Raw genomic sequence first — 19889 nt, 5'->3', positions numbered from 1 at the left:
GTATTTCTATTGCAAAGTTAATATTATTCGCTTAACAAAACCTTTAGAGCTTTGCAAGCTTCTGTAGCTCGTCGGCATTTATTTTAACGTTGTATTTTGCTCTCAAAGTTTTAATCCATTCGGTTTCTAAGTATTGTTGATAATCATTAATTACCAAACCTCTTACTTCGTAAAAACTTTTCCCAGCGTAAACGGCTGCATTTTTATTGTAAAATTCTAACAGTTTAGCTTCGTCGTTTTGTACTTTACTCCAAATCTTTTTTTCAGAAATGTTAAACATCAAAACGCCTTCTCTGTACTCATTCATAATAAAATCGTACGCTTCGTTTTTAGGCGATTTCTTTTTCTGAACCTTTAAGGCGTTTTCGTAGCCATTAATTTCTTTTTTATAAGCCGTATCTGCATCTAAATTGCTTGCTTTTGCATCCAGAACTTTCAATTTAAAATTGATATACATTTCTAGGTAATCAGCAAGTTCTTGTTGGCTTGCATTGGTATTACCTGCATGGTTTTTTTTATAAACCCACATAAACTCTTTGCTGCTTATAGATTTGCCATTTACAGTGGCAACATTTTGCGCAAATGAGTTATAGTAAAAAAAACAAAAAGTAAAAATGCAACAGACTTTTCTCACAAAAGACAACAGCTATATAATTTTAAAGGATAAAAGTAACAATTTAAGGTGCTATAATAAGATATTTAACTAATTTTAACAGAAAATAATTTCAATAAAAATTTATGAGCAGCCAACTTACAAGTAACGCTAAAGCTTTACGTTTATTTTTTACCGATGATGTTTATTTGGTAAAAGGTGAAATGCAAAATACTTTTGCTGAGCTAGTTAAGTTAAGCGAGCCAATTGCACAACCACCGGTTGTTGTAAAGACAATGGTGGCAAATGAAACATCACAACCTGTAGTTTTACCAACAGTTGTAGATGAGCCTAAAACAGCATTTAAAAAAGCAATAGAATTTAAGTTTTTAGGTAAAAATGAAAAGCAGATTTTAATTTTGGTAAACGACCAACATAATGAAGTAAGTACCGAACAGGGTAGAGAATTGCTTCGCAAACTGGTAAACGCAATTGGTTTAACGGCTAAAGATTTCGCTTTGGTAAATTATGCCAACTATACTACCGCAACTTTTGATGATTTACATCAATTTTTTGCCTGCAAAATAGTGTTGTCTTTTGGTGTAATGCCAAATCATTTGGGATTAAGTGAACAGCCCTTTAACCAATTTGTGCCGCACCTAAATTCGAAATTAATTTTCACTAAAAATTTACACGATTTAGAAACCGACCAAGCCAGTAAAAAAGTGCTTTGGGCAAGCTTACAGCAAATTAAATAATGGAGAACCAATTAGTTTTTGCCACCAATAATGCTCATAAAACCCACGAAGTAAGTGAAATTTTAGCCCCTGAGTATAAAGTTTTAAATCTAAAAGATATTGGTTGCGATGTTGATATACCAGAAACTGGAAATACCTTTGCAGAAAACGCGACTTTAAAAAGCATTTATGTGGTTCAGCATTTTAATTTAGATTGTTTTGCTGATGACAGCGGTTTAGAAGTAGAAGCCTTAAACAACGAACCTGGTATTTATTCGGCAAGATATAGCGGCAAAAGGGGCGACGTAGAAAATATGCAATACCTGTTGCAAAAAATGGAAGGAATTACCAACAGAAATGCAAGGTTTAAAACGGTTATCTCATTAATTAAAGATGATGCCAACTACTTGTTTGAAGGTGTAATTTATGGCAAACTTAGAACAGAACCTACTGGCGACAAGGGTTTTGGATATGACCCGATATTTGAACCGATTGGATACGATATCACCTTCGCCCAGATGGACATGGAACTGAAAAATGAAATCAGTCATAGAGCATTAGCCATGCAAAAACTAATTGAGTTTTTAAAAACGACTTAATTTTTTGCGCCAGTTGTAACCTTCTTGGTGGTATCTGCATTTATTAAAATCGGATTTAATGATTTAGTATTCATAGTGGTAGTATCAGGTTTTTTAATAATCGAAGCTGGTTTTTTGCCCGGTAATACTGGTTTAATGCCACTTGGGTCGGTACCGACCGATTTTGGATTTAAAACTTTTGGTGTAGCTGTTTTACTTTTTGGCGCCACTTTTGGCTTTGCAGGTACACCTTTTATAATATCAGCTTTGCTGGTTGGCCTTAATTCGGGCTTCCAAATAAAACCAGTTAACAAAGTGTTTTTAGGTAGTTTTTCAACAGGATCTGTTCTGCCCTCAATTTCCCTAAACATGGTAACATTGGTTAACTCTTTATCCTTAAAGCTAAATTTTATTCGGCTACTTACCGTTTGGTTCATGTTTTTGAACACGTTTTTTTCGTCCTTATCAAAATAAATACTTTCGGCATTGCCGTCTATAAACATATTTTGTAATTCACCATCTTTAAAAAAACCAGTCGTTATTCTTCCTTTTGCTTGGTTAAATTTGGTAGTATCGGTTTCCATATTGGCCGCAAAAGAATTTTGTAAAACCTGAAAACTGTGAATTTTATCGCTCTTAAAAAATACGTGTATCGTATCTCCAGTCTGTTGCGAACCCTGCGACCACAAAATCGGGTTATTGTACCATCTTAGCGTAGAGTCTGCAGCAGTGTAAAAGAGCGAATCTGAAACTGCTTGCAAGTTAGATTTAAAAACCCTCACATTGTGAAAAGCCTTTATAACTCTTGTTCTTATCGTATCAGCAGGATTAAAAGCGGTGGTGTCTTTAGCTTTTGCACTTAAAGCTATTTTGGTTTTATTGCTAACAATTGCCTTTGGATCTTTGTTATTTACGATCGCTTTTGCTTTAGTATCAAGCTTTGTTGTGTCTTTTTTAGCAATGCTAATGTTTATTTTTTTTGCTAAATCGGTAGCTTTTTTAACACTATCCAATCGCAAACTGTCTGCTTTAACTTTTAAGTTTTCGGTAATAAGCTTTACACTATCTATTGCAACTTTTGGTGGCGGATTTTTCTTCAATTCAGCAGCCAAAGCATCAGCAGCTTTTTGCTCCTTTTTACTTAATTTTTTCTTCGGCTGTTGAGGTACAACCTGTTTTTTATCTAATAATGCATTAGCAGCGGCCTCTTTTCGTGCTTCTGCCTTTTCTTTTTCTTTAGCTTCCTTCTCTTTTTCGCTTTCGGCACCAATCTCACTATCTTTTAATACAACAGGCTTTTTAAGTAGTTTTAAATTCTTCTGTAAAGCCATTTGTGCTTCAAGGGTATCTGCACTTAACCATAATGAGTCTAATTTTTTGGTGCCGCCAACAGTAACAGTGTCTTTTGTGCCCATACCAAAATAGGCGTTTTTGGTTACTACAACTCGTTCATCAGCTTTATAGTACTCACCTAACTGCCCATATAAAACAGTTTTATCTGTAGTGTCTTTAAACACAATGTTTTTGATGGCTTTTCCATACCCTGTTTTGCCATTGTAAACCAAACTATCTCCTTTTAAAGATTTAGTGCCTTGGGTATACAAGTTCTTTTTACCGAAATAAGCATTCTCAGTTCTGGTATTGTATGAGCCATCTTCGGTATACAAATTATCGTCTTTACCTTTAATGTTTGTAGGGCCATAAAAGTAAGTCCAGTTGGTAAAAGTATTGTAGCGTAATGTATCTGATTTTATGGTAGTTTGAGGGGTTACTGCAACAACATTATATCTAAAATAAGCATCTTTAGAATTGGCAAAATAGTAACCTCTTTTACTGGTAAGTGTTACATCTTTGTTTACAATTTTTCCGCCATTTATATAAGTTCCAATTTTAAGGCCCATATCATAGTCAAGTACATTGGTTGTTAGCACAGAAGTACGATCTTCCATTCGTACATTTGTATTTAAATGCGCTAACTTTTTATTGCCATCGTAATTTAAAAAATCGCTGTAAATATTAACAGTATCACCTTGGTTAATGTGTACATTTTTATAGGCTTCAAAATAATTTCGTTCTTTGTAAAAAACAGCGCTATCACAAGTTAAAGTTGCATTATCTTGCCTAAATACCGGGTTTTTAACATAGTTGATATTAGTTTTGGTATCAACAGTTAATTTGGTAGATCGTTCCAAAATAATTTTTGTTCGCTGTTCTTGCGCAAACAAAATACTCGGAAACAGTAATAAAAGAAAGAAAAAGCGTAATTTCTGCACTTTACAAAGTTATGTTTTTGTGTAAGAATTTAAATTAAATATTTTTGATCCATGTTACCGCTACAGCAGTTTAAAGATTATATCAAAAAAAATGCCCTTTTTACACCGCAGCAAAAAATACTGTTGGCCGTAAGTGGAGGTAAAGATTCTGTATTAATGGCTCAGCTATTTAAACTCTGTAACTATAACTTTAGTATTGCGCACTGTAATTTTAATTTGCGTGCCGATGAAGCCCAACGTGATGAAAGTTTTGTTCGTTTGTTGGCTAATTCTTTAAACGTTCAATTTTACGTTACTCATTTTGATACAAAAGGTTACGCGGTTGAGCATCAGATTTCTACTCAAATGGCTGCCAGAGATTTGCGATACCAATGGTTTGAGCAAGTTAGGGTGCAGGGTAATTACGATTATACAGCAGTTGCCCATCATCAAAACGATTCGATAGAAACTTTGTTGCTTAACTTAACACGTGGTACCGGGATAAGTGGTATGCATGGCATTTTACCTAAAAGGGATAAAATTATCAGACCAATTTTATTTTTATCCAGGTTACAAATTGATGAATTGGTTGAACAAAATGACATCAACTTTGTTGAAGACAGCTCTAACGAAAGCAGCAAATATGCCCGTAATAAAATTAGGTTAAATGTAATTCCGCAACTGCGGGATATTAACCCTAATTTAGAAGAAACCTTTGCGCAAAATATCATCCGCTTTGCCGAAACAGAAGAGGTTGTAGCTGCTTTTATTGCGCAAAAGAGGTTAGAGGTACAAAATGAAATTAACGGCGACATTTGTTTAGAGATCAGTAAGATTAAAGAGCTTAAGCCACAAAAATTAATCGTTTTTGAGCTTTTAAAAACTTACCATTTTAGCAGTAAAGTTGTAGATGAATTGATAAATTCTTTAGATAAGCAAACAGGAACCTCATTTTATAGCAACACACATAGCGCAACAATCAATAGAGATCATGTCTTGATTTCCGCTTTGCGGGATAAAAATGAAAGCACAGTACAATTTTTGCACTCTAATGATGATTGCATACAGGTTGATGGGCTAAAGATTTCGCTGTTTTATTCAGAATCTATCTTGGTAGAAAATAATGCGACTAAAGCTTTTGTAGATTCAGACAAGTTGATATTTCCCTTAATTGTTCGTTTTTGGCAAGATGGAGATAAGTTTATGCCATTAGGTATGCGAAATTTTAAAAAGTTAAGTGATTTTTTTATCGACCAAAAAGTGCCTCTGCCACAAAAAGATAAAATTCCGCTCTTGGTTAATGGAAATGGCGAAATTATTTGGGTAGCAGGATTTAGAACAGACAATAGATACAAAGTAAATGCAACAACAAAAAAAGTTGCTATATTCGAACTGTCAAACTTATAATGGATCAGAAGCATACTTTTATCGAAAAACAGTACATCGGGCGAGATTATATCCGCATTGCGATTAGGCTAATTATGGCTGCATTCTGTTTTGCTGCCTATGTTTATGAGCGTGATAGAGATAATACGGTTGATTTATTTTTGGTTGTAGGTTTTGGCATCATCGGGGTTTCTATCATTTTATTGTTCTTAATCCAGTATAAAACCATTATTGAAAACAAAAAAGTAATTATCGATGGTTTATGGACAGCTAAAAAAGTGGTAATCGAATTAAAAGACATTGTTAAGGTTCGCAAAGCTACTTATAGCAATTACCTTTTTAATAACCCAGTTTACAATTTACATAAAAAAGGCAGCGTTCGTTTTTATTCTTCTGGTAAAGATGCCGTTGTTTTAACAGATAGAGATGGCTTAGAATATTTTATCGGTACGCAACGGCCAAATGAAATGTATCTGGTTATACAAGCCGAAATGAAAGGATAATTCCGCTATCAATTGGGATAAAATTCCCCAAAAATCAATAGCTTAATTTTTCGTAAAATTTAAAATCAGCCTCTAGGGCATTATTTTAAGTATCTCAGCTAAAGGCACCGAAATTGTTTTCATCATTGAAACAACATAATGATGAAATTTCAAGTCAAAATTTATTTTATTATAGCTGTGGCAAGCATATGTACTACGGCAGTTAAGGCGCAAACCTATTCGCCAAAAGTTTCAAAAGATTCTACAGCGATATTAAAAGCAAGATTAGAGTCTCTAAAAGCTAGCGCCAAAGTTCAGGAATTAAAAATTAAAGAGGCAGAAGAAGAAGAAGAGGTAGAAAAACTAAGAATAAAGCTTTTAGAAGCTAATGGTAACGCAAAGGCATCAGCATCTCAAAACAATGAGGTTTCAGAAAAAACTAAAACTGCAACAGTTGATGCAAAGGCATTAGACAAAGCAGCCAAAAAAGCTAAAAGTGATACTGCTGATGCTCAAAAAGCACTTGAGCGTTTTAATAAACAAATAGCAAAAGTAGAAGATATTAGAACCCAAATACAGGGTGAGGAGCGAAAGCTAACCTACAAGAAACCACTCATAATTTACGATTATAAATAGCAAAGCGGCCGTCTGAAAAGATGGCCGTTTTTGTTTTCATGAGCTATCAATTTTATTACCGAGAGATAACACAAAATACATCTAATATCGGTTAATTTGCTTTTATAAATAACAGTATTAAATGAAAATAGGAATTGTTTGTTATCCTACCTTTGGTGGTAGTGGTGTTGTGGCAACAGAATTGGGTAAAGCACTAGCCAACCAAGGTCATCAAGTTCATTTTATTACTTATAGTCAGCCAGCTCGTTTAGATTTTTTCTCGGCAAACCTGTTTTATCACGAAGTTTCGGTAAGAGATTATCCTTTATTTGATTATGCTCCATACGAATCTGCTCTTGCCAGTAAGCTGGTAGATGTTGTTCGTTTTGAGAAATTAGATATTTTGCATGTACATTACGCAATTCCGCATGCATCGGCAGCATTTATGGCCAAACAAATTTTGGCAACTTATGGTATTAATATTCCGTTTGTAACTACTTTGCACGGTACCGATATAACTTTGGTTGGTAAAGATGCAACTTACAAACCAGTAGTTACATTTTCAATCAATCAAAGCGATGGCATTACCACAGTGTCGCAAGATTTAAAAGAAGATACCTACAACCATTTCGAGATCACAAAAGAAATTAAGGTAATTCCAAATTTTATAGATTTTAATCGCTTTAGTTTACAACCTAAAGATCATTTTAAAAAGGCAATTGCACCCAATAACGAACGTATTTTAATCCATACCTCCAATTTTAGAAAGGTAAAACGTACGCATGATGTAATAGCAATGTTTGAGAAAGTGCAGGCTAAAATTCCATCTAAATTATTAATGGTTGGCGACGGACCAGAACGTAACGCCAACGAGCAATTGTGTAGGGAGCTTGGCATTAGTGAGCATGTTAGGTTTTTGGGCAAGCAAGATGCTGTAGAAGAAATTTTATCAGTTTCTGATTTGTTTATTATGCCATCAGAATCTGAAAGTTTTGGTTTAGCAGCACTTGAAGCTATGGCTTGTAAGGTTCCTGTTATTACCTCAAATGCTGGTGGTTTACCCGAGTTAAACATCGACGATTTTTGCGGATATATGTGCAACGTTGGCGATATTGAGGATATGGCGAATAAAGCAATCACCATTTTAAGCAACGAAGAAACTTTAAGTTACTTTAAAGAAAACGCTTTAAAAAGAGCCCAGGATTTCGATTTGAAAAAGATCTTACCGATGTATATCGATTATTACAAAGAGGTTTTAGAAAAGTCTAAAGCTAGGGTATAAATAGATTTGAAAAGCAAAAACAGTATTTCATTTTAATGCTCGTCCTGCTTTTTGTTCCAATACTTTTTTCAGGTAGTTCTATTCACGAATGTCATCCTGACCCTGTCGAAGGAATATTTTAGGAAAAGCGCTTCGACAAGCTCAGCGTGACAATAGAACAAAAAAGTATTTTCACTTCAATCAGGTTTAGATTACGCAGGTTTTTGCTACTATGAGAGGTTTAATAGCATAGCCCCAAGTTAACTCTCGGCAAACTCTAATCATTTCACTTAAATTGTACCTGAACATTAAAGAAGTATGTTGTATAAATAACTTTGTCAATCTGCGGAAGATTTACAAAGTAGGTAAAGACTTTACTTGGTAAAAACCAAACACACTGGCGTGCCAACATTAATGCGTTTACCACTATCGGTCAATTTTCCTGTTTTGTTATTTCTATTAAAAATCACCACATCATTCGTGTATTGATGTGCTACCAACACATATTTCCCGCTGGGGTCTATAGTAAAAAAACGTGGGCCTTTACCTAATGTACTTACTGTTTCAGTTAACTTTAAACTTCCGTTCTTAGCAATACTGAATATAGAAATCGTATTTGCATCTCCACGATTGGTTTGATAAAGAAACCTCCCATCGACAGAGATTTGAATAGCTGCGCCATCAATTTTGCCTTCAAAATTTGGTGCTGTAGTTGCTATTTGTTGCTGTAAAGTTAAATTTCCATCATGGTATTTAAATACGCTTATCTTGCCTGTAAATTCGTGCACCAAATACACATATTTGCCATTCGGGCTAAATGTTAGATGGCGTGGCCCTGAACCAGCATCTGTACTTAAACTGGTTTTAAACACTAATGGTTTTTCAGCGGTTGCATCATATTGGTAAGTGTAAATTTTATCTTCCCCTAAATCTACAGCCAAAATATTTTTTTTGTCTGGCGTAAACATCACTTGGTGCGCATGTGCACTTGCTTGTCGTGGGTCTGGTCCGCTGCCAGTATGTTGTATCAGTTGTTTTTCTGTACCAAAAGAACCATCAGTTTTGAGGCCGAAAATATTAATGCTACCGCCACCATAGTTAGCGGTAATTACATTTGTACCATCAGTAATAATATAACAAGGGTTTTGCCCTGCCGGCAATTGATTAAGCAATTTAGCTTCTGCAATATTATTTTTAAAAGCATAAGCGGTTACGGCACTCTTATCTTTCAACATGTATGTGCTGTAAATAAATTTATTATCGTTGCTTAATGCTAAATAACCTTGATCTGCTGGGCTTTTGATAATGTTTAAAGCTTTACTTTCACCATTTTTTGTGTTAAAATCGTAAATGTAAATGCCTTCGCTGTTGTTGGCTCTGGTAAAAGTGCCTACAATTAATTTGTGGGTTTGTGCAATTACATTAATGGTAAATAAAAGCGTTGTAAAGAAAAAGAAAAGCTTTTTCATAAGAAATTTTGTTAAGATAAAAACTGTCTTGTTAATATTAAGGTTTGGGTCGTGGAGACACGAACAAAGGCTGTATTTGCCTAATCTTTGCTATGAAAATCTTTTTTTAGACCCGATACTTTTCGGATGTCAAAGTGTGAAGTTGCTTATTTACTTTTTCAAACTTTGTCAATCTGTTGAAGATTTACAAAGTACTGGTCTACTTGCTAAAAACCAAACAAACTGGAGTGCCTACATTAATGCGTTTACCACTGTCGGTGAGTTTTCCTGTTTTGCCATCTCTATTAAAAATTACCACATCATTGGTATACTGGTGCGCCACCAATAAGTGTTTGCCACTTGGATCAATCGAAAAATTACGTGGGCCTTTTCCTAAAGTACTTATTGTCTCTACGTGTTTCAAAGTTCCGTTTGCTGCTATTGCAAACAAGGAAATCGTATTTAAGTCACCACGATTGGTTTGATATAAAAATTTGCCATTGGCAGATACATGAATATCTGCAGCATCAATTTTTCCTTTAAAATCTTTGGCAACGGTTTCAATTTGCTGTAGTTCTGCTAAGTTGCCATCAATGTATTTATAAGCAGTTACAGTTCCGGTAAATTCATGCGTTAAGTAAGCAAATTTTCCATTAGCACTAAAAGCTAAATGTCTAGGGCCAGAGCCTGGAGTAGTTTTAATTGCCGATTTTAAGGTCAATTCTTTTTTACCAGTTTTTGCGATTTGATAAATGTAAATCTTATCCTCGCCTAAATCATTTACAATTGCATATTTTTTATCTGGCGTAAGCAGTACTTGATGCACATGAGCACTTTGTTGCCTTGCTGCGTTAACACTTTTGCCTGTATGTTGTACAACTTGCTTATCAGCTGCAAATTTTCCATCAGGAGCGGTTGTAAATGAAACCACACTTCCGCCAGAATAATTAGCCACTAAAATTTGGTTTCCGTTAGTCGTAATAAAACATGGATCTGCACCTTCTGAAGATACTTTATCAATAAAGTTCAAACTTCCACTTTGTGTATTAAAACCGAACGAACTTACTGTACTGTTTTTACCATCCTCATTAACTGCGTAAATAAACTTTTGGTCTTTACTTACAGTCAAATAACTTGGGTTTGTACTCTTAGTACTGCTTTTTAATTGCGTTGCTGCGGTTTGGCTATCATAGTTGTACACATATATGCCCTCGCTATTGCCTTTATTGGTGTATGTGCCAATAATGAGGCTGTAATTTTGAGCTTCAGCTTGTAGCATTATAAATAGGGTAGTTAATAGCAAAAAGTATTTTTTCATCATCAATTTATTTAAGCGCAAAGTACGCAAAGAATGTTTCTGAAAGAAACTTAAGGCTTTAGAATCAAAAAAGTCGCTTTTTTATGAGCGACTTTCTTAATTTATTTATTTGATTAAATGCTTAATCTGGATCAGTTCATGTTCTTCCAAAAATCTCCATCTACCGCGTGGTAAATCTTTTTTGGTTAGGTTTCCATAAACAACTCTATCTAATTTAACCACATCGTAACCTAAATGCTCAAAAATTCTGCGTACAATTCTGTTTTTTCCACTGTGAATTTGTATGCCGATTTCTTTTTTACTTGCTCCAGCTACGTAAGAAATATTATCAGGTTTAATCAAGCCATCTTCTAATTCTAAACCAAACTGTATTTTGTTAAAATCACCCTGTGATAAATTTTTGTTTAACTCTACATGGTAAATTTTTGTAATGCCATTTTTTGGATGCGATAATTTATCGGCTAACTCACCATCATTAGTCATTAAAATTAAACCAGTTGTATTTCTATCTAAACGGCCAACAGGGTAAATGCGTTCGCGACTAGCTTTTTCTACCAATTGCATTACGGTTTTACGCTCCTGCGGATCATCAGTAGTAGTGATGTAATCTTTTGGTTTGTTCAATAAAACGTAAACTTTTTTCTCACGTTTTAACAACTCGCCATTGTAGCGTACTTCATCTTTGTAAGGATCTACTTTGTGACCCAATTCGGTAACAGGAACATTGTTTACAGAAACTACACCAGCTTCAATCAATTCATCCGCCTTGCGACGAGAACAAATACCCGAATTTGCGATGTAACGGTTTAAACGAATTAACCCATCATCTTTTGTTTCTGCAACTTTTCTTGATCTTGTAGCAGGTGAAACGCGTTCCCCACGATCTTCTTTTCCTTTATAGCCACCTTCTTCGCGTTTTCTGTATGGGCGACTATCTGTACTTCTAGAAGCGCCACCTTTTTTGTCAGCAAATTTAGATTTATCGCCGTCGGTAATGTAATTGTCTTTTTTAACGTAACTGCGTTTTTCTGAAGAATCGTCTCTTGAGCTACCTTCTTTAAATGCTCTTGGTTTGTAATCAGAATTACCGCTTTCTTTTTTCTCCCAAGGCTTAAAACCACCTTTGCTATCGGTTTTTGGCTTGTAAGTTCTTGGCTCATCGCCTTCGGTACGAGGTTTAAAATCTCTTGCACCTGCTGATTTAGCACCATATGGTTTGCTATCGCCGTCTCTTACTGTTCTTGGTTTGTAATCTCTTGATGAATTGTCTCTATCGGTGCGAGGTTTAAAATCTTTACCTGCTGACGTTCTTGGAGTGTATGGCTTAGAGTCGCCATCGCGAGTTGTTCTCGGTTTGTAAGCTGGTTTATCACCTGTTGCAAAACTTGTTTTGCGCTTATCTTTGTCATCTTTATCCGAAAAATCCTTTCCGTCTTTGTCACTATATCTTCCTTTGGGTTTATCGGTTCCTGCAGTTCTTCTGCTTTTGCCGTCGCCCGCCTTGGACTTGTCATCGCGACTGTTCCTGTTATTGTTTTTTATCATGATACGCTTTTACTCGCATAAAATATGCGGATGCAAATTTAGGTAAATTCTATCAATCTATTTAGTAAAATTTAGGCTAAAATGATGTTTTAAAAATCTTAGTTTAAAGTAGTTTAAACCTTGATTTTGCAACAAAATTTCGCAACTACTTGATAATTAGATAAATGAATTGTATCTTTGCCGCACCAAAAATATTTGTTCACAAAAAAAAGGAGGAAGATGCTAAAGAAACACATCATTCCATGCACAGTAATTTTATCATTACTGGTTATGGCGCAAGTGTTTGCTTACACACTACCAGAAGTAAAAAAAACAACAACAGCCCCTACAAAAAGTACCAATCCCACCCCTATAGTTACTAAAGCCGAAGAGCCGGAATTTACAATAGCTCAACTAGCGTTTGCAAATGAAACATTGCCAATAGGCGATGCCCGAGTAAGCACCAAAATGAAGCGAGTTTTAGCCTCATTTTCGTACCGGAATGTGCAAACCAATCGTTTACACCGTAAAGCGGCAGAATGGTTTCCTATTATAGAACCAATTTTGGCAGCTCATGGCATACCAAACGATTTTAAATACATGCCCTTAGTTGAGTCTGGATTAAGAGGCGGAACCTCACCAAAAGGTGCGGCTGGTTATTGGCAATTTATGCCAGGTACAGCTCGCATGTATGGTTTAAAGGTAAACAGCAAAGTAGATGAGCGTAAAAACTTAAGAAAATCTACCATCGCGGCAGCCAAATACATTAAAGAACTGTATAGTATTTTCGATAATTGGGCATTAGTTGCTGCAGCTTACAATGTTGGCGATGGCCACATGAAAAAGCAAATCAACAGACAAAATCAGGATAATTATTTCAAAATGAAATTGAACCGCGAAACAGGGGGATATGTTTACAAGCTCATTTCGATGAAAGAAATTATGGAAAATCCTGTGCGTAATGGTTATAAAACTCAGAAAGCGTTAATTGCTTATACTGAAAATCAGACCAGCACAGTAGAATAAAGTTGTTTTTAAATTAGTAAGCATAAGCCATTCGCATCTAGCGGATGGCTTTTTTTGTTGAGTCGTCATCCAGATCCGCCGTGGTGGAAAAGAATCCCTCTAAATAATCCTCTGTGAAAGATTCTTCGTTGGACTCAGAATGACAAATTTTAGTTAGGAATAATACTTCATTTCCTTATTTTAGCCAAATGTCATTGCAAAAACTAAAAGTAAAAGCGGTAATTAAGCAGCCGGCAGAAGTTATCAAAATTGAATTCGAAACCTTAAACGGTGCAAAATTTCATTATAAAGCTGGGCAGTTTATTACATTGGTATTTAAAGTAAATGATAAGGAATTGAGACGTTCTTACTCTTTTTGCAGTTCGCCACATGTTGATGAACCGATTGCTATTGCCGTTAAGCTGGTAGAAAATGGGGAAATATCTCGATTTATGCACCATCAGTTAGCTATTGGAGATATAGTTGAAATTGCAGAACCCAACGGCTTGTTTATCTATGATGATGAGCAGGAAATTGAAAGAACACTATTTCTTTTTGGCGCAGGAGTGGGTATTACCCCGCTATTTTCTATTTTAAAATCTGCTCTAGTATCAGAAGCAAATTCCAAAATTGTACTGATTTATAGCAGTCGCTCGGCTGATGATACTTTATTTTTAGCTGAAATTGCAGAATGGCAAACAACACATCCCGATAGGTTAAAAGTAATACACTTGTTTAGCAATTCTAAAAATTTAATGCGGGCTAGGTTAAATGGCTTTTTGATTAATCAATTAGTAAAAGAAAATTTGCAATTTGGTAAAGAAAAATCGCTTTTTTACATCTGTGGGCCATATGATTATATGGATGTATGTCGCATAACTTTATTAGGTGCAGGTTTTAAGCCAGATCAAGTTAAAAAAGAAGTTTTTGTTGCTGTAGAAGATGAAGTTGACGAAGATGATGCCACAGAAAAAGTAGTGGATAAAAATACCTACTCGGTTGTGTTGCATTTTAAAGGCAACGTACATCATTTATCTGTGCCTTGGCCTAAAAGGATTTTAGAGGTTGCTTTAGCTAATAAAATTGATTTGCCTTATAGTTGCAGTGGCGGCGTTTGCAGTACTTGTACAGCAACTTGCATTAGTGGTGGTGTGAGAATGGATTACAATGAAGTTTTAACTGATGACGAGGTTGCCAATGGTAGGGTTTTGGTTTGTACTGGGCATCCAACGGAGAATGGTACAACGATCACGTGGGGATAAATTTTGATTACTTCAAAGGTATAAATCATGCATGTCCCCCTTTGGAGGGGGTAAGGGGGAGGATTTCTAGGCCCCTAAGCTTCAGCCTAGCCTCGGCTCACCGCCGCCTAGGGGCTCTTACCTTTTTCTTGATAAAAAGGTAACCAAAAATCAAGGCTGCATCGAATTCGCTAAAAATCAAATCTCCGGATTGGAAATAAAAGAACTCGCTGCGCTCAAACAGCTTTTATTTCTAGCAATCCTACAAATTGATTTTTCACGCTAATTCAATGAGGCCAATTTCTGGATGCTTAACCTATAATGTTTTACAAAAATAATAGGCAATACTATGTGCCTATGTGGTAATACTAAATCCTTCTCTCCGGCAATGGCACAAAGTCGATTTCTCCTGGCACAGGTTTAAATTCTTGCTTTAACCATCTTTCTTTAGCTTCTTCAATTAATTCTTTGCTGCTGGCTACAAAATTCCAATAAATAAAACGCTCTTCTGGAAAAGCCTCGCCGCCAAAAATATAGATTGTGGTGTTTGCTTGCATGGTAAATTCACAAAGTGAACTGTCTTTTGCAACGAGTAGCTGTTTGGGCTCGAATGTATTTCCGTCGTTTTCAATAGCGCCTTCTAAAATATAAATGCCACTTTCTCCAAAAAGGTGTTCCCCAATTTTTACACTTGCTTGCGCTGTGCTTTTAAGTTCCAATAAATACATCGGACTGTAAACTGGAATTGGAGATTTTTTTCCAAAAGCTTCACCGGCTATTAATTTAAATTGTATTCCGTTTTCGTTCCAAATTGGTAAATCATCCGAATCTGCGTGATAAAATTCTGGTGCCATTTGCTCTAAATCTTTAGGCAAAGCAACCCAAATTTGTAAACCGTGTAACAACTTATTCGATTGCCTTAAATACTCAGGTGTTCGTTCTGAATGAACGATGCCACTTCCGGCTGTCATCCAATTTACTTGGCCGGGTTTAATTTCTATTTCTGTGCCCAAACTATCTTTGTGCATTATACTGCCCTCAAATAAATAGGTTAGGGTAGATAAGCCTATGTGTGGATGTGGAGGAACATCTAAATTCTCATGGTCGCTTAGCAAAGCTGGACCCATGTGATCAATAAAAGAAAACGGGCCAACCATTCTTTTTTCTCGGAATGGTAAGAGCCTGCCAACCATAAAATTGCCAATATTGCTTGGCCTTTCTTCAATAATGAGCTTAATATTCGACATCGGGATTTTTCTTTTAAAGATAATAATTTGATTTGTATAAATCTTTATCGTAATATTGCAATATTAAAATATACCAAATGGGAGCATCCAAAACTGAACATTTTACAACTAAGCAAAATGAAATTGCTGCAATTATGAAAGCCCTTGGTCATCCCGCTAGAATAGCCATAATTGATTACTTGTTAAAAGTAGACACTTGCATTTGTGGCGATATTGTAAATGAATTGCCATTGGCACAACCAACTGTATCACAACACTTAAAAGAACTTAAAAACGCTGGGTTAATTAAGGGAAATATAGAAGGCAATGCTATTTGTTATTGTATTAATGAAGAAACCTTCAACAAGTTTCAAAATTTCTTGTCAGATGTTTTTGGGAAAATAAACGCTCAAAAAAATAATTGTTGTTAAATCTAAACTATAAAGAAATGATTTTATCAGAAGTTAAAAACGTTTTAAACACAGTAGAAACTGTGAATTTTAAATTAGAAGATGGTACAATTGTGCCAGCACATTTTCATGTAACAGAAGTTGGCGCAGTGAGCAAACATTTTATTGATTGTGGTGGGGTAGAGCGAACAGAAAAAAGGGTGAACTTTCAATTATGGGATGCGAATGATTTTGAGCATCGTTTAAAGCCAACAAAGCTTTTAAATATTATTGCTTTATCAGAAAAGGTTTTAGGTTTAGAAGATTTAGAAATTGAAGTAGAATATCAAATTACAACAATAGGCAAATACAGTTTAAGTTTTGATGGCAAAGATTTCATTTTGGTAGATATGCAAACCGCTTGTTTAGCGACGGATTCTTGCGGTATTCCGCCAGAAAAACAAAAGATTAAATTGACCCAATTACCAACTGCAAATGCTTGCACTCCGGGCGGAGGTTGTTGTTAACAAGATATATCTAAAATTTATTTGTAATCTTTTATAGCATTACGATACCCAATCGAGTTGGGTATAACGAAAACTCCAAACAAAAAATATAACAATGAAAAAAGTATTGGTATTATGTACGGGCAACAGTTGCCGTAGTCAAATTGCAGAAGGTTATTTAAAACATTTTGCGAATGGAAATGCAGAAATTTATAGTGCAGGAATTGAAACGCATGGTGTAAATCCGAGAGCGATTGAAACCATGGCTGCTGATGGAATAGATATTTCAAATCATACCTCAAACAATATCGATGAATATACTGGTATCGATTTTGATTACGTAATCACAGTGTGCGACAATGCCAAAGAAAACTGTCCATATTTCCCTACCAGAGCAGTAAAACTACATTACAATTTCCCCGATCCTGCAAAAGCAAAAGGAACTGAAGAAGAGATTAAAGCAGAATTTGCCGAGGTAAGAAACATGATTAAAGCTTACACTTCTGATTTTGTAAATGAGTATTTAAATAAATAGCATGTCTGCAAATAATTGTGCTCCCGTAGTTGAACGAAAAAAACTTAGCTTTTTAGATCGATTTTTAACGCTATGGATTTTTTTAGCTATGGCAATTGGTGTTGGTATTGGTTTCATTTTTCCAGCATCGGCAGCATTTATCAATTCATTTTCTAGTGGTTCAACAAATATTCCATTAGCAATTGGTTTAATTTTGATGATGTATCCGCCTTTGGCAAAAGTGAAATACGAAAACTTAGGACAAGTATTTAAAGACACAAAAGTTTTAACCACTTCTTTAGTTGTAAATTGGATTATTGGCCCCACATTAATGTTCTTTTTGGCCATTTTTTTCTTGAAAGATTATCCAGAATACATGGTTGGTTTGATTTTAATAGGCTTAGCTCGTTGTATTGCAATGGTAGTAGTTTGGAACGAACTGGCAGAAGGAAACAGAGAATACGCAGCCGGCTTAATTGCCTTAAATAGTATTTTTCAAGTTTTATTTTACAGTGTGTTTGCCTATATTTTTATTACAATTTTACCGCCATTTTTTGGTTTAGAAGGATTAGCTGTAGACATTTCAATGGGTCAAATTGCAGAAAGTGTAGGCATTTATTTAGGTATACCTTTTGCCATGGGATTAGTTAGTCGTTTTGTGCTTATAAAATTAAAAGGCGAGGAGTGGTTTAACACTAAATTTGTGCCTCTTATTTCTCCAATTACCTTAATAGCTTTGCTTTTTACCATTGTAATTATGTTTAGTTTAAAAGGAGAGTTAATTGTTCAAATACCGATGGATGTGGTAAGAATTGCTATTCCTTTAGTCATATATTTCGCCATAATGTTCGTATTTAGCTTTTTCGCAGGGCGATATTTTGGCGCAGATTACTCAAAAAGTACGGCGATTGCATTTACTGCTACTGGTAATAATTTTGAATTGGCCATAGCAGTTGCCATTGGTGTGTTTGGTATTAACTCCGGACAAGCATTTGCTGGTGTAATTGGTCCTTTAGTAGAAGTACCGGCTTTAATTGCATTGGTAAATGTAGCTTTTTGGTTCAGAAAAAAATATTTTGAAGCAAAAAGTTAACCGCTCTCGTTAATAATTTTTTGTACTTTTGCCATGTAATGCAAATCATCAATTGTTCATCTTCTCCGGTTACACCACCTTGATTAAATTTTAAGGCATTTTTTAAAACCAATTTACTTGGTTAATTCTTAGTATAGCGATGTTTCGCTTTCATTCCTTAATTTTTTAATATTTAGAAGATGAAATTAACTTTCAACTTATTCGATTTTACTCAAAAAGTAGATTATAAAAAAGAGATTCTGGCTGGTTTAACTGTAGCCATGACCATGATTCCCGAATCACTATCGTTCGCAATTTTAGCCGGATTTTCTCCCTTAACTGGTTTATATGCCGCGTTTATTATGGGCTTGGTAACTGCCATATTAGGTGGCAGACCGGGTATGGTTTCTGGTGGTGCTGGTGCAACGGTGGTAGTTTTAATTGCCTTAATGCAATCAAACGGTATAGAATATGTTTTTGCCGCGGTAGCCTTGGCAGGCTTAATTCAAATATTGGTTGGTATTTTTAAGTTCGGTAAATTTATCCGGCTGGTGCCGCAACCTGTAATGTTTGGCTTTGTAAACGGGTTAGCGGTTATCATTTTCATGTCGCAGTTATCGCAGTTTAAAGTTCAGGGAACAGAAACTTGGCTCTCTGGCTCCCCATTGTACATCATGTTAGGTTTGGTTGCTTTAACCATTTTAATTGTTATTGGTTTCCCGAAAATTACAAAAGCAGTTCCTGCATCGTTGGTTGCCATTATTGTAGTTTTTGCTATTGTTGCAGGTTTTGGTATCCACACTAAAACAGTAAGTGATATTGCTTCAGTTGCCGGCGGATTTCCTCCTTTTCATGTACCAGATATACCCTTCACATTTAATGCTTTAAAAATTATTTTTCCTTATGCTCTAATTATGGCTTGCGTTGGTTTAACCGAAGGTTTACTTACCTTGAACTTGGTTGATGAAATTACAGCAACCAAAGGGAACGGCAATAGAGAATGTATTGCACAAGGTGGAGCCAATATTTTAAATGGTTTCTTTTTTGGTATGGGCGGTTGCCCGATGATTGCTCAAACTTTAGTTAATCTGTCAGCAGGTTCAAGAGCTCGTTTATCGGGTATTATTGCAGCATTAACCATATTGCTTATTATTTTGTACGGAGCACCAATTATTGGAAAGTTACCTATGGCGGCACTGGTAGGTGTTATGATGATGGTTGCCATCGGTACATTTGAATGGGCTAGTTTTAAAATCATCAACAAAATGCCAAAACACGATATTTTTGTTGGGATTTTAGTCGCCGTAATTACTGTTTTACTTCACAATTTAGCCTTGGCCGTCTTAATCGGAGTAATTGTCTCAGCATTGGTTTTTGCTTGGGAAAGTGCCAAAAGAATTCGTGCAAAAAAATACATTGATGAAAATGGCGTTAAACATTATAAAATTTTTGGTCCCTTATTTTTTGGTTCAACTACTGCTTTTGCAGAAAAGTTTGATGTGGTTAATGACCCTTCAGAAATTATAATCGACTTTAAAGAGAGTAGAATTAACGACATGAGTGCAATTGATGCGGTACATAAAATTACCGAGCGATATGCCAAAGTTGGTAAAACTGTACGTTTGCGTCACTTAAGCGCAGATTGCAAAGCGCTGTTAAAAAACGCCGAAGGAATTATTGAGGTGAATATTATTGATGATCCGACTTATAGGGTTGCAACTTCACCCCGTTAATATAACCGTC

19 protein-coding genes are annotated in these 19889 nt (G+C 35.5%); 13 read left to right on the top strand and 6 right to left on the bottom strand.

Going from position 1 to position 19889, the window contains the following annotated elements:
• Positions 1-43 precede the first annotated feature (43 nt).
• Positions 44-529 carry a hypothetical protein gene (locus AC07XU_RS02340; RefSeq protein WP_494942011.1) on the bottom strand — a complete coding sequence of 162 codons (486 nt, stop codon included), beginning with the start codon at positions 527-529 and terminating at the stop codon, positions 44-46.
• 209 nt (positions 530-738) lie between these two features.
• On the opposite strand from AC07XU_RS02340, the gene AC07XU_RS02335 reads away from it, so the two are divergent.
• A complete protein-coding gene (locus AC07XU_RS02335) occupies positions 739-1350 on the top strand; it encodes a hypothetical protein (RefSeq protein WP_494942010.1) in 612 nt (203 codons plus the stop codon).
• On the top strand, positions 1350-1928 hold the full coding sequence (gene rdgB, locus AC07XU_RS02330) for an RdgB/HAM1 family non-canonical purine NTP pyrophosphatase (protein ID WP_494942009.1): 579 nt from the start codon (positions 1350-1352) through the stop codon (positions 1926-1928). Before AC07XU_RS02335 ends, rdgB begins: the two co-directional genes overlap by 1 nt.
• On the opposite strand, the gene AC07XU_RS02325 is transcribed toward rdgB, so the two are convergent.
• Positions 1925-4180 carry an OstA-like protein gene (locus AC07XU_RS02325; protein ID WP_494942008.1) on the bottom strand — a complete coding sequence of 752 codons (2256 nt, stop codon included), beginning with the start codon at positions 4178-4180 and terminating at the stop codon, positions 1925-1927. The genes rdgB and AC07XU_RS02325 overlap by 4 nt on opposite strands.
• Positions 4181-4231: 51 nt before the next feature.
• Here AC07XU_RS02325 and tilS point away from each other — a divergent pair, with 51 nt between their 5' ends.
• The 4 genes from tilS to bshA all read left to right on the top strand — a co-directional run bounded on the left by tilS (position 4232) and on the right by bshA (position 7924).
• Positions 4232-5566 (top strand): tRNA lysidine(34) synthetase TilS, encoded by a 1335-nt coding sequence (gene tilS, locus AC07XU_RS02320; protein ID WP_494942007.1) that lies wholly within the window; start codon positions 4232-4234, stop codon positions 5564-5566.
• Positions 5566-6048, top strand: a complete 483-nt coding sequence (locus AC07XU_RS02315; RefSeq protein WP_494942006.1) for a hypothetical protein — start codon at positions 5566-5568, stop codon at positions 6046-6048. The genes tilS and AC07XU_RS02315 overlap by 1 nt, the downstream gene beginning before the upstream one ends.
• Positions 6049-6186: 138 nt before the next feature.
• On the top strand, positions 6187-6663 hold the full coding sequence (locus AC07XU_RS02310; protein ID WP_494942005.1) for a hypothetical protein: 477 nt from the start codon (positions 6187-6189) through the stop codon (positions 6661-6663).
• A 121-nt stretch (positions 6664-6784) separates the two neighbouring features.
• Positions 6785-7924 (top strand): N-acetyl-alpha-D-glucosaminyl L-malate synthase BshA, encoded by a 1140-nt coding sequence (gene bshA / locus AC07XU_RS02305; protein WP_494942004.1) that lies wholly within the window; start codon positions 6785-6787, stop codon positions 7922-7924.
• A 353-nt stretch (positions 7925-8277) separates the two neighbouring features.
• Here the strand turns inward: bshA and AC07XU_RS02300 are convergent, their stop codons facing one another.
• The 3 genes from AC07XU_RS02300 to AC07XU_RS02290 all read right to left on the bottom strand — a co-directional run bounded on the left by AC07XU_RS02300 (position 8278) and on the right by AC07XU_RS02290 (position 12214).
• A complete protein-coding gene (locus tag AC07XU_RS02300; RefSeq protein WP_494942003.1) occupies positions 8278-9372 on the bottom strand; it encodes a lactonase family protein in 1095 nt (364 codons plus the stop codon).
• Positions 9373-9571: 199 nt separating this feature from the next.
• A complete protein-coding gene (locus tag AC07XU_RS02295; protein ID WP_494942002.1) occupies positions 9572-10669 on the bottom strand; it encodes a lactonase family protein in 1098 nt (365 codons plus the stop codon).
• A gap of 105 nt (positions 10670-10774) precedes the next feature.
• A complete protein-coding gene (locus AC07XU_RS02290) occupies positions 10775-12214 on the bottom strand; it encodes a pseudouridine synthase (protein ID WP_494942001.1) in 1440 nt (479 codons plus the stop codon).
• Positions 12215-12433: 219 nt separating this feature from the next.
• Between AC07XU_RS02290 and AC07XU_RS02285 the strand changes: the two genes are divergently transcribed.
• Both AC07XU_RS02285 and AC07XU_RS02280 read left to right on the top strand, forming a co-directional pair.
• A complete protein-coding gene (locus tag AC07XU_RS02285; protein WP_494942000.1) occupies positions 12434-13219 on the top strand; it encodes a lytic transglycosylase domain-containing protein in 786 nt (261 codons plus the stop codon).
• Between the two features lie 188 nt (positions 13220-13407).
• Complete coding sequence (locus tag AC07XU_RS02280; RefSeq protein WP_494941999.1) at positions 13408-14460, top strand: 2Fe-2S iron-sulfur cluster-binding protein; 1053 nt, start codon at positions 13408-13410, stop codon at positions 14458-14460.
• Positions 14461-14807: 347 nt separating this feature from the next.
• Here the strand turns inward: AC07XU_RS02280 and AC07XU_RS02275 are convergent, their stop codons facing one another.
• Complete coding sequence (locus AC07XU_RS02275; RefSeq protein WP_494941998.1) at positions 14808-15686, bottom strand: pirin family protein; 879 nt, start codon at positions 15684-15686, stop codon at positions 14808-14810.
• 77 nt (positions 15687-15763) lie between these two features.
• Between AC07XU_RS02275 and AC07XU_RS02270 the strand changes: the two genes are divergently transcribed.
• From AC07XU_RS02270 to AC07XU_RS02250, 5 genes are all read left to right on the top strand, one after another.
• Positions 15764-16096, top strand: a complete 333-nt coding sequence (locus AC07XU_RS02270; protein ID WP_494941997.1) for an ArsR/SmtB family transcription factor — start codon at positions 15764-15766, stop codon at positions 16094-16096.
• A 17-nt stretch (positions 16097-16113) separates the two neighbouring features.
• Positions 16114-16581, top strand: a complete 468-nt coding sequence (locus AC07XU_RS02265; protein WP_494941996.1) for a DUF6428 family protein — start codon at positions 16114-16116, stop codon at positions 16579-16581.
• Positions 16582-16675: 94 nt separating this feature from the next.
• Positions 16676-17095 (top strand): arsenate reductase ArsC, encoded by a 420-nt coding sequence (locus tag AC07XU_RS02260; protein WP_494941995.1) that lies wholly within the window; start codon positions 16676-16678, stop codon positions 17093-17095.
• Between the two features lies 1 nt (position 17096).
• Positions 17097-18167 carry an ACR3 family arsenite efflux transporter gene (gene arsB / locus AC07XU_RS02255; RefSeq protein WP_494941994.1) on the top strand — a complete coding sequence of 357 codons (1071 nt, stop codon included), beginning with the start codon at positions 17097-17099 and terminating at the stop codon, positions 18165-18167.
• 179 nt (positions 18168-18346) lie between these two features.
• Positions 18347-19879 carry a SulP family inorganic anion transporter gene (locus AC07XU_RS02250; protein ID WP_494941993.1) on the top strand — a complete coding sequence of 511 codons (1533 nt, stop codon included), beginning with the start codon at positions 18347-18349 and terminating at the stop codon, positions 19877-19879.
• Positions 19880-19889 lie beyond the last annotated feature (10 nt).

The organism is Pedobacter sp. GW456-11-11-14-TSB4 (assembly GCF_059424425.1).
This window is presented reverse-complemented; position numbering and strand designations above follow the sequence as displayed.

What these genes read in the sequence shown, in the direction of transcription:
- AC07XU_RS02295 (WP_494942002.1), bottom strand. Translation starts at nt 10,669, where the DNA reads ATGAAAAAATACTTTTTGCTATTAACTACCCTATTTATAATGCTACAA.
- tilS (WP_494942007.1), top strand. Translation starts at nt 4,232, where the DNA reads ATGTTACCGCTACAGCAGTTTAAAGATTATATCAAAAAAAATGCCCTT.
- AC07XU_RS02260 (WP_494941995.1), top strand. Translation starts at nt 16,676, where the DNA reads ATGAAAAAAGTATTGGTATTATGTACGGGCAACAGTTGCCGTAGTCAA.
- rdgB (WP_494942009.1), top strand. Translation starts at nt 1,350, where the DNA reads ATGGAGAACCAATTAGTTTTTGCCACCAATAATGCTCATAAAACCCAC.
- AC07XU_RS02300 (WP_494942003.1), bottom strand. Translation starts at nt 9,372, where the DNA reads ATGAAAAAGCTTTTCTTTTTCTTTACAACGCTTTTATTTACCATTAAT.
- AC07XU_RS02275 (WP_494941998.1), bottom strand. Translation starts at nt 15,686, where the DNA reads ATGTCGAATATTAAGCTCATTATTGAAGAAAGGCCAAGCAATATTGGC.
- AC07XU_RS02265 (WP_494941996.1), top strand. Translation starts at nt 16,114, where the DNA reads ATGATTTTATCAGAAGTTAAAAACGTTTTAAACACAGTAGAAACTGTG.
- AC07XU_RS02285 (WP_494942000.1), top strand. Translation starts at nt 12,434, where the DNA reads ATGCTAAAGAAACACATCATTCCATGCACAGTAATTTTATCATTACTG.
- AC07XU_RS02250 (WP_494941993.1), top strand. Translation starts at nt 18,347, where the DNA reads ATGAAATTAACTTTCAACTTATTCGATTTTACTCAAAAAGTAGATTAT.
- AC07XU_RS02335 (WP_494942010.1), top strand. Translation starts at nt 739, where the DNA reads ATGAGCAGCCAACTTACAAGTAACGCTAAAGCTTTACGTTTATTTTTT.
- AC07XU_RS02315 (WP_494942006.1), top strand. Translation starts at nt 5,566, where the DNA reads ATGGATCAGAAGCATACTTTTATCGAAAAACAGTACATCGGGCGAGAT.
- AC07XU_RS02310 (WP_494942005.1), top strand. Translation starts at nt 6,187, where the DNA reads ATGATGAAATTTCAAGTCAAAATTTATTTTATTATAGCTGTGGCAAGC.
- bshA (WP_494942004.1), top strand. Translation starts at nt 6,785, where the DNA reads ATGAAAATAGGAATTGTTTGTTATCCTACCTTTGGTGGTAGTGGTGTT.
- AC07XU_RS02270 (WP_494941997.1), top strand. Translation starts at nt 15,764, where the DNA reads ATGGGAGCATCCAAAACTGAACATTTTACAACTAAGCAAAATGAAATT.
- AC07XU_RS02340 (WP_494942011.1), bottom strand. Translation starts at nt 529, where the DNA reads ATGTGGGTTTATAAAAAAAACCATGCAGGTAATACCAATGCAAGCCAA.
- AC07XU_RS02280 (WP_494941999.1), top strand. Translation starts at nt 13,408, where the DNA reads ATGTCATTGCAAAAACTAAAAGTAAAAGCGGTAATTAAGCAGCCGGCA.
- arsB (WP_494941994.1), top strand. Translation starts at nt 17,097, where the DNA reads ATGTCTGCAAATAATTGTGCTCCCGTAGTTGAACGAAAAAAACTTAGC.
- AC07XU_RS02290 (WP_494942001.1), bottom strand. Translation starts at nt 12,214, where the DNA reads ATGATAAAAAACAATAACAGGAACAGTCGCGATGACAAGTCCAAGGCG.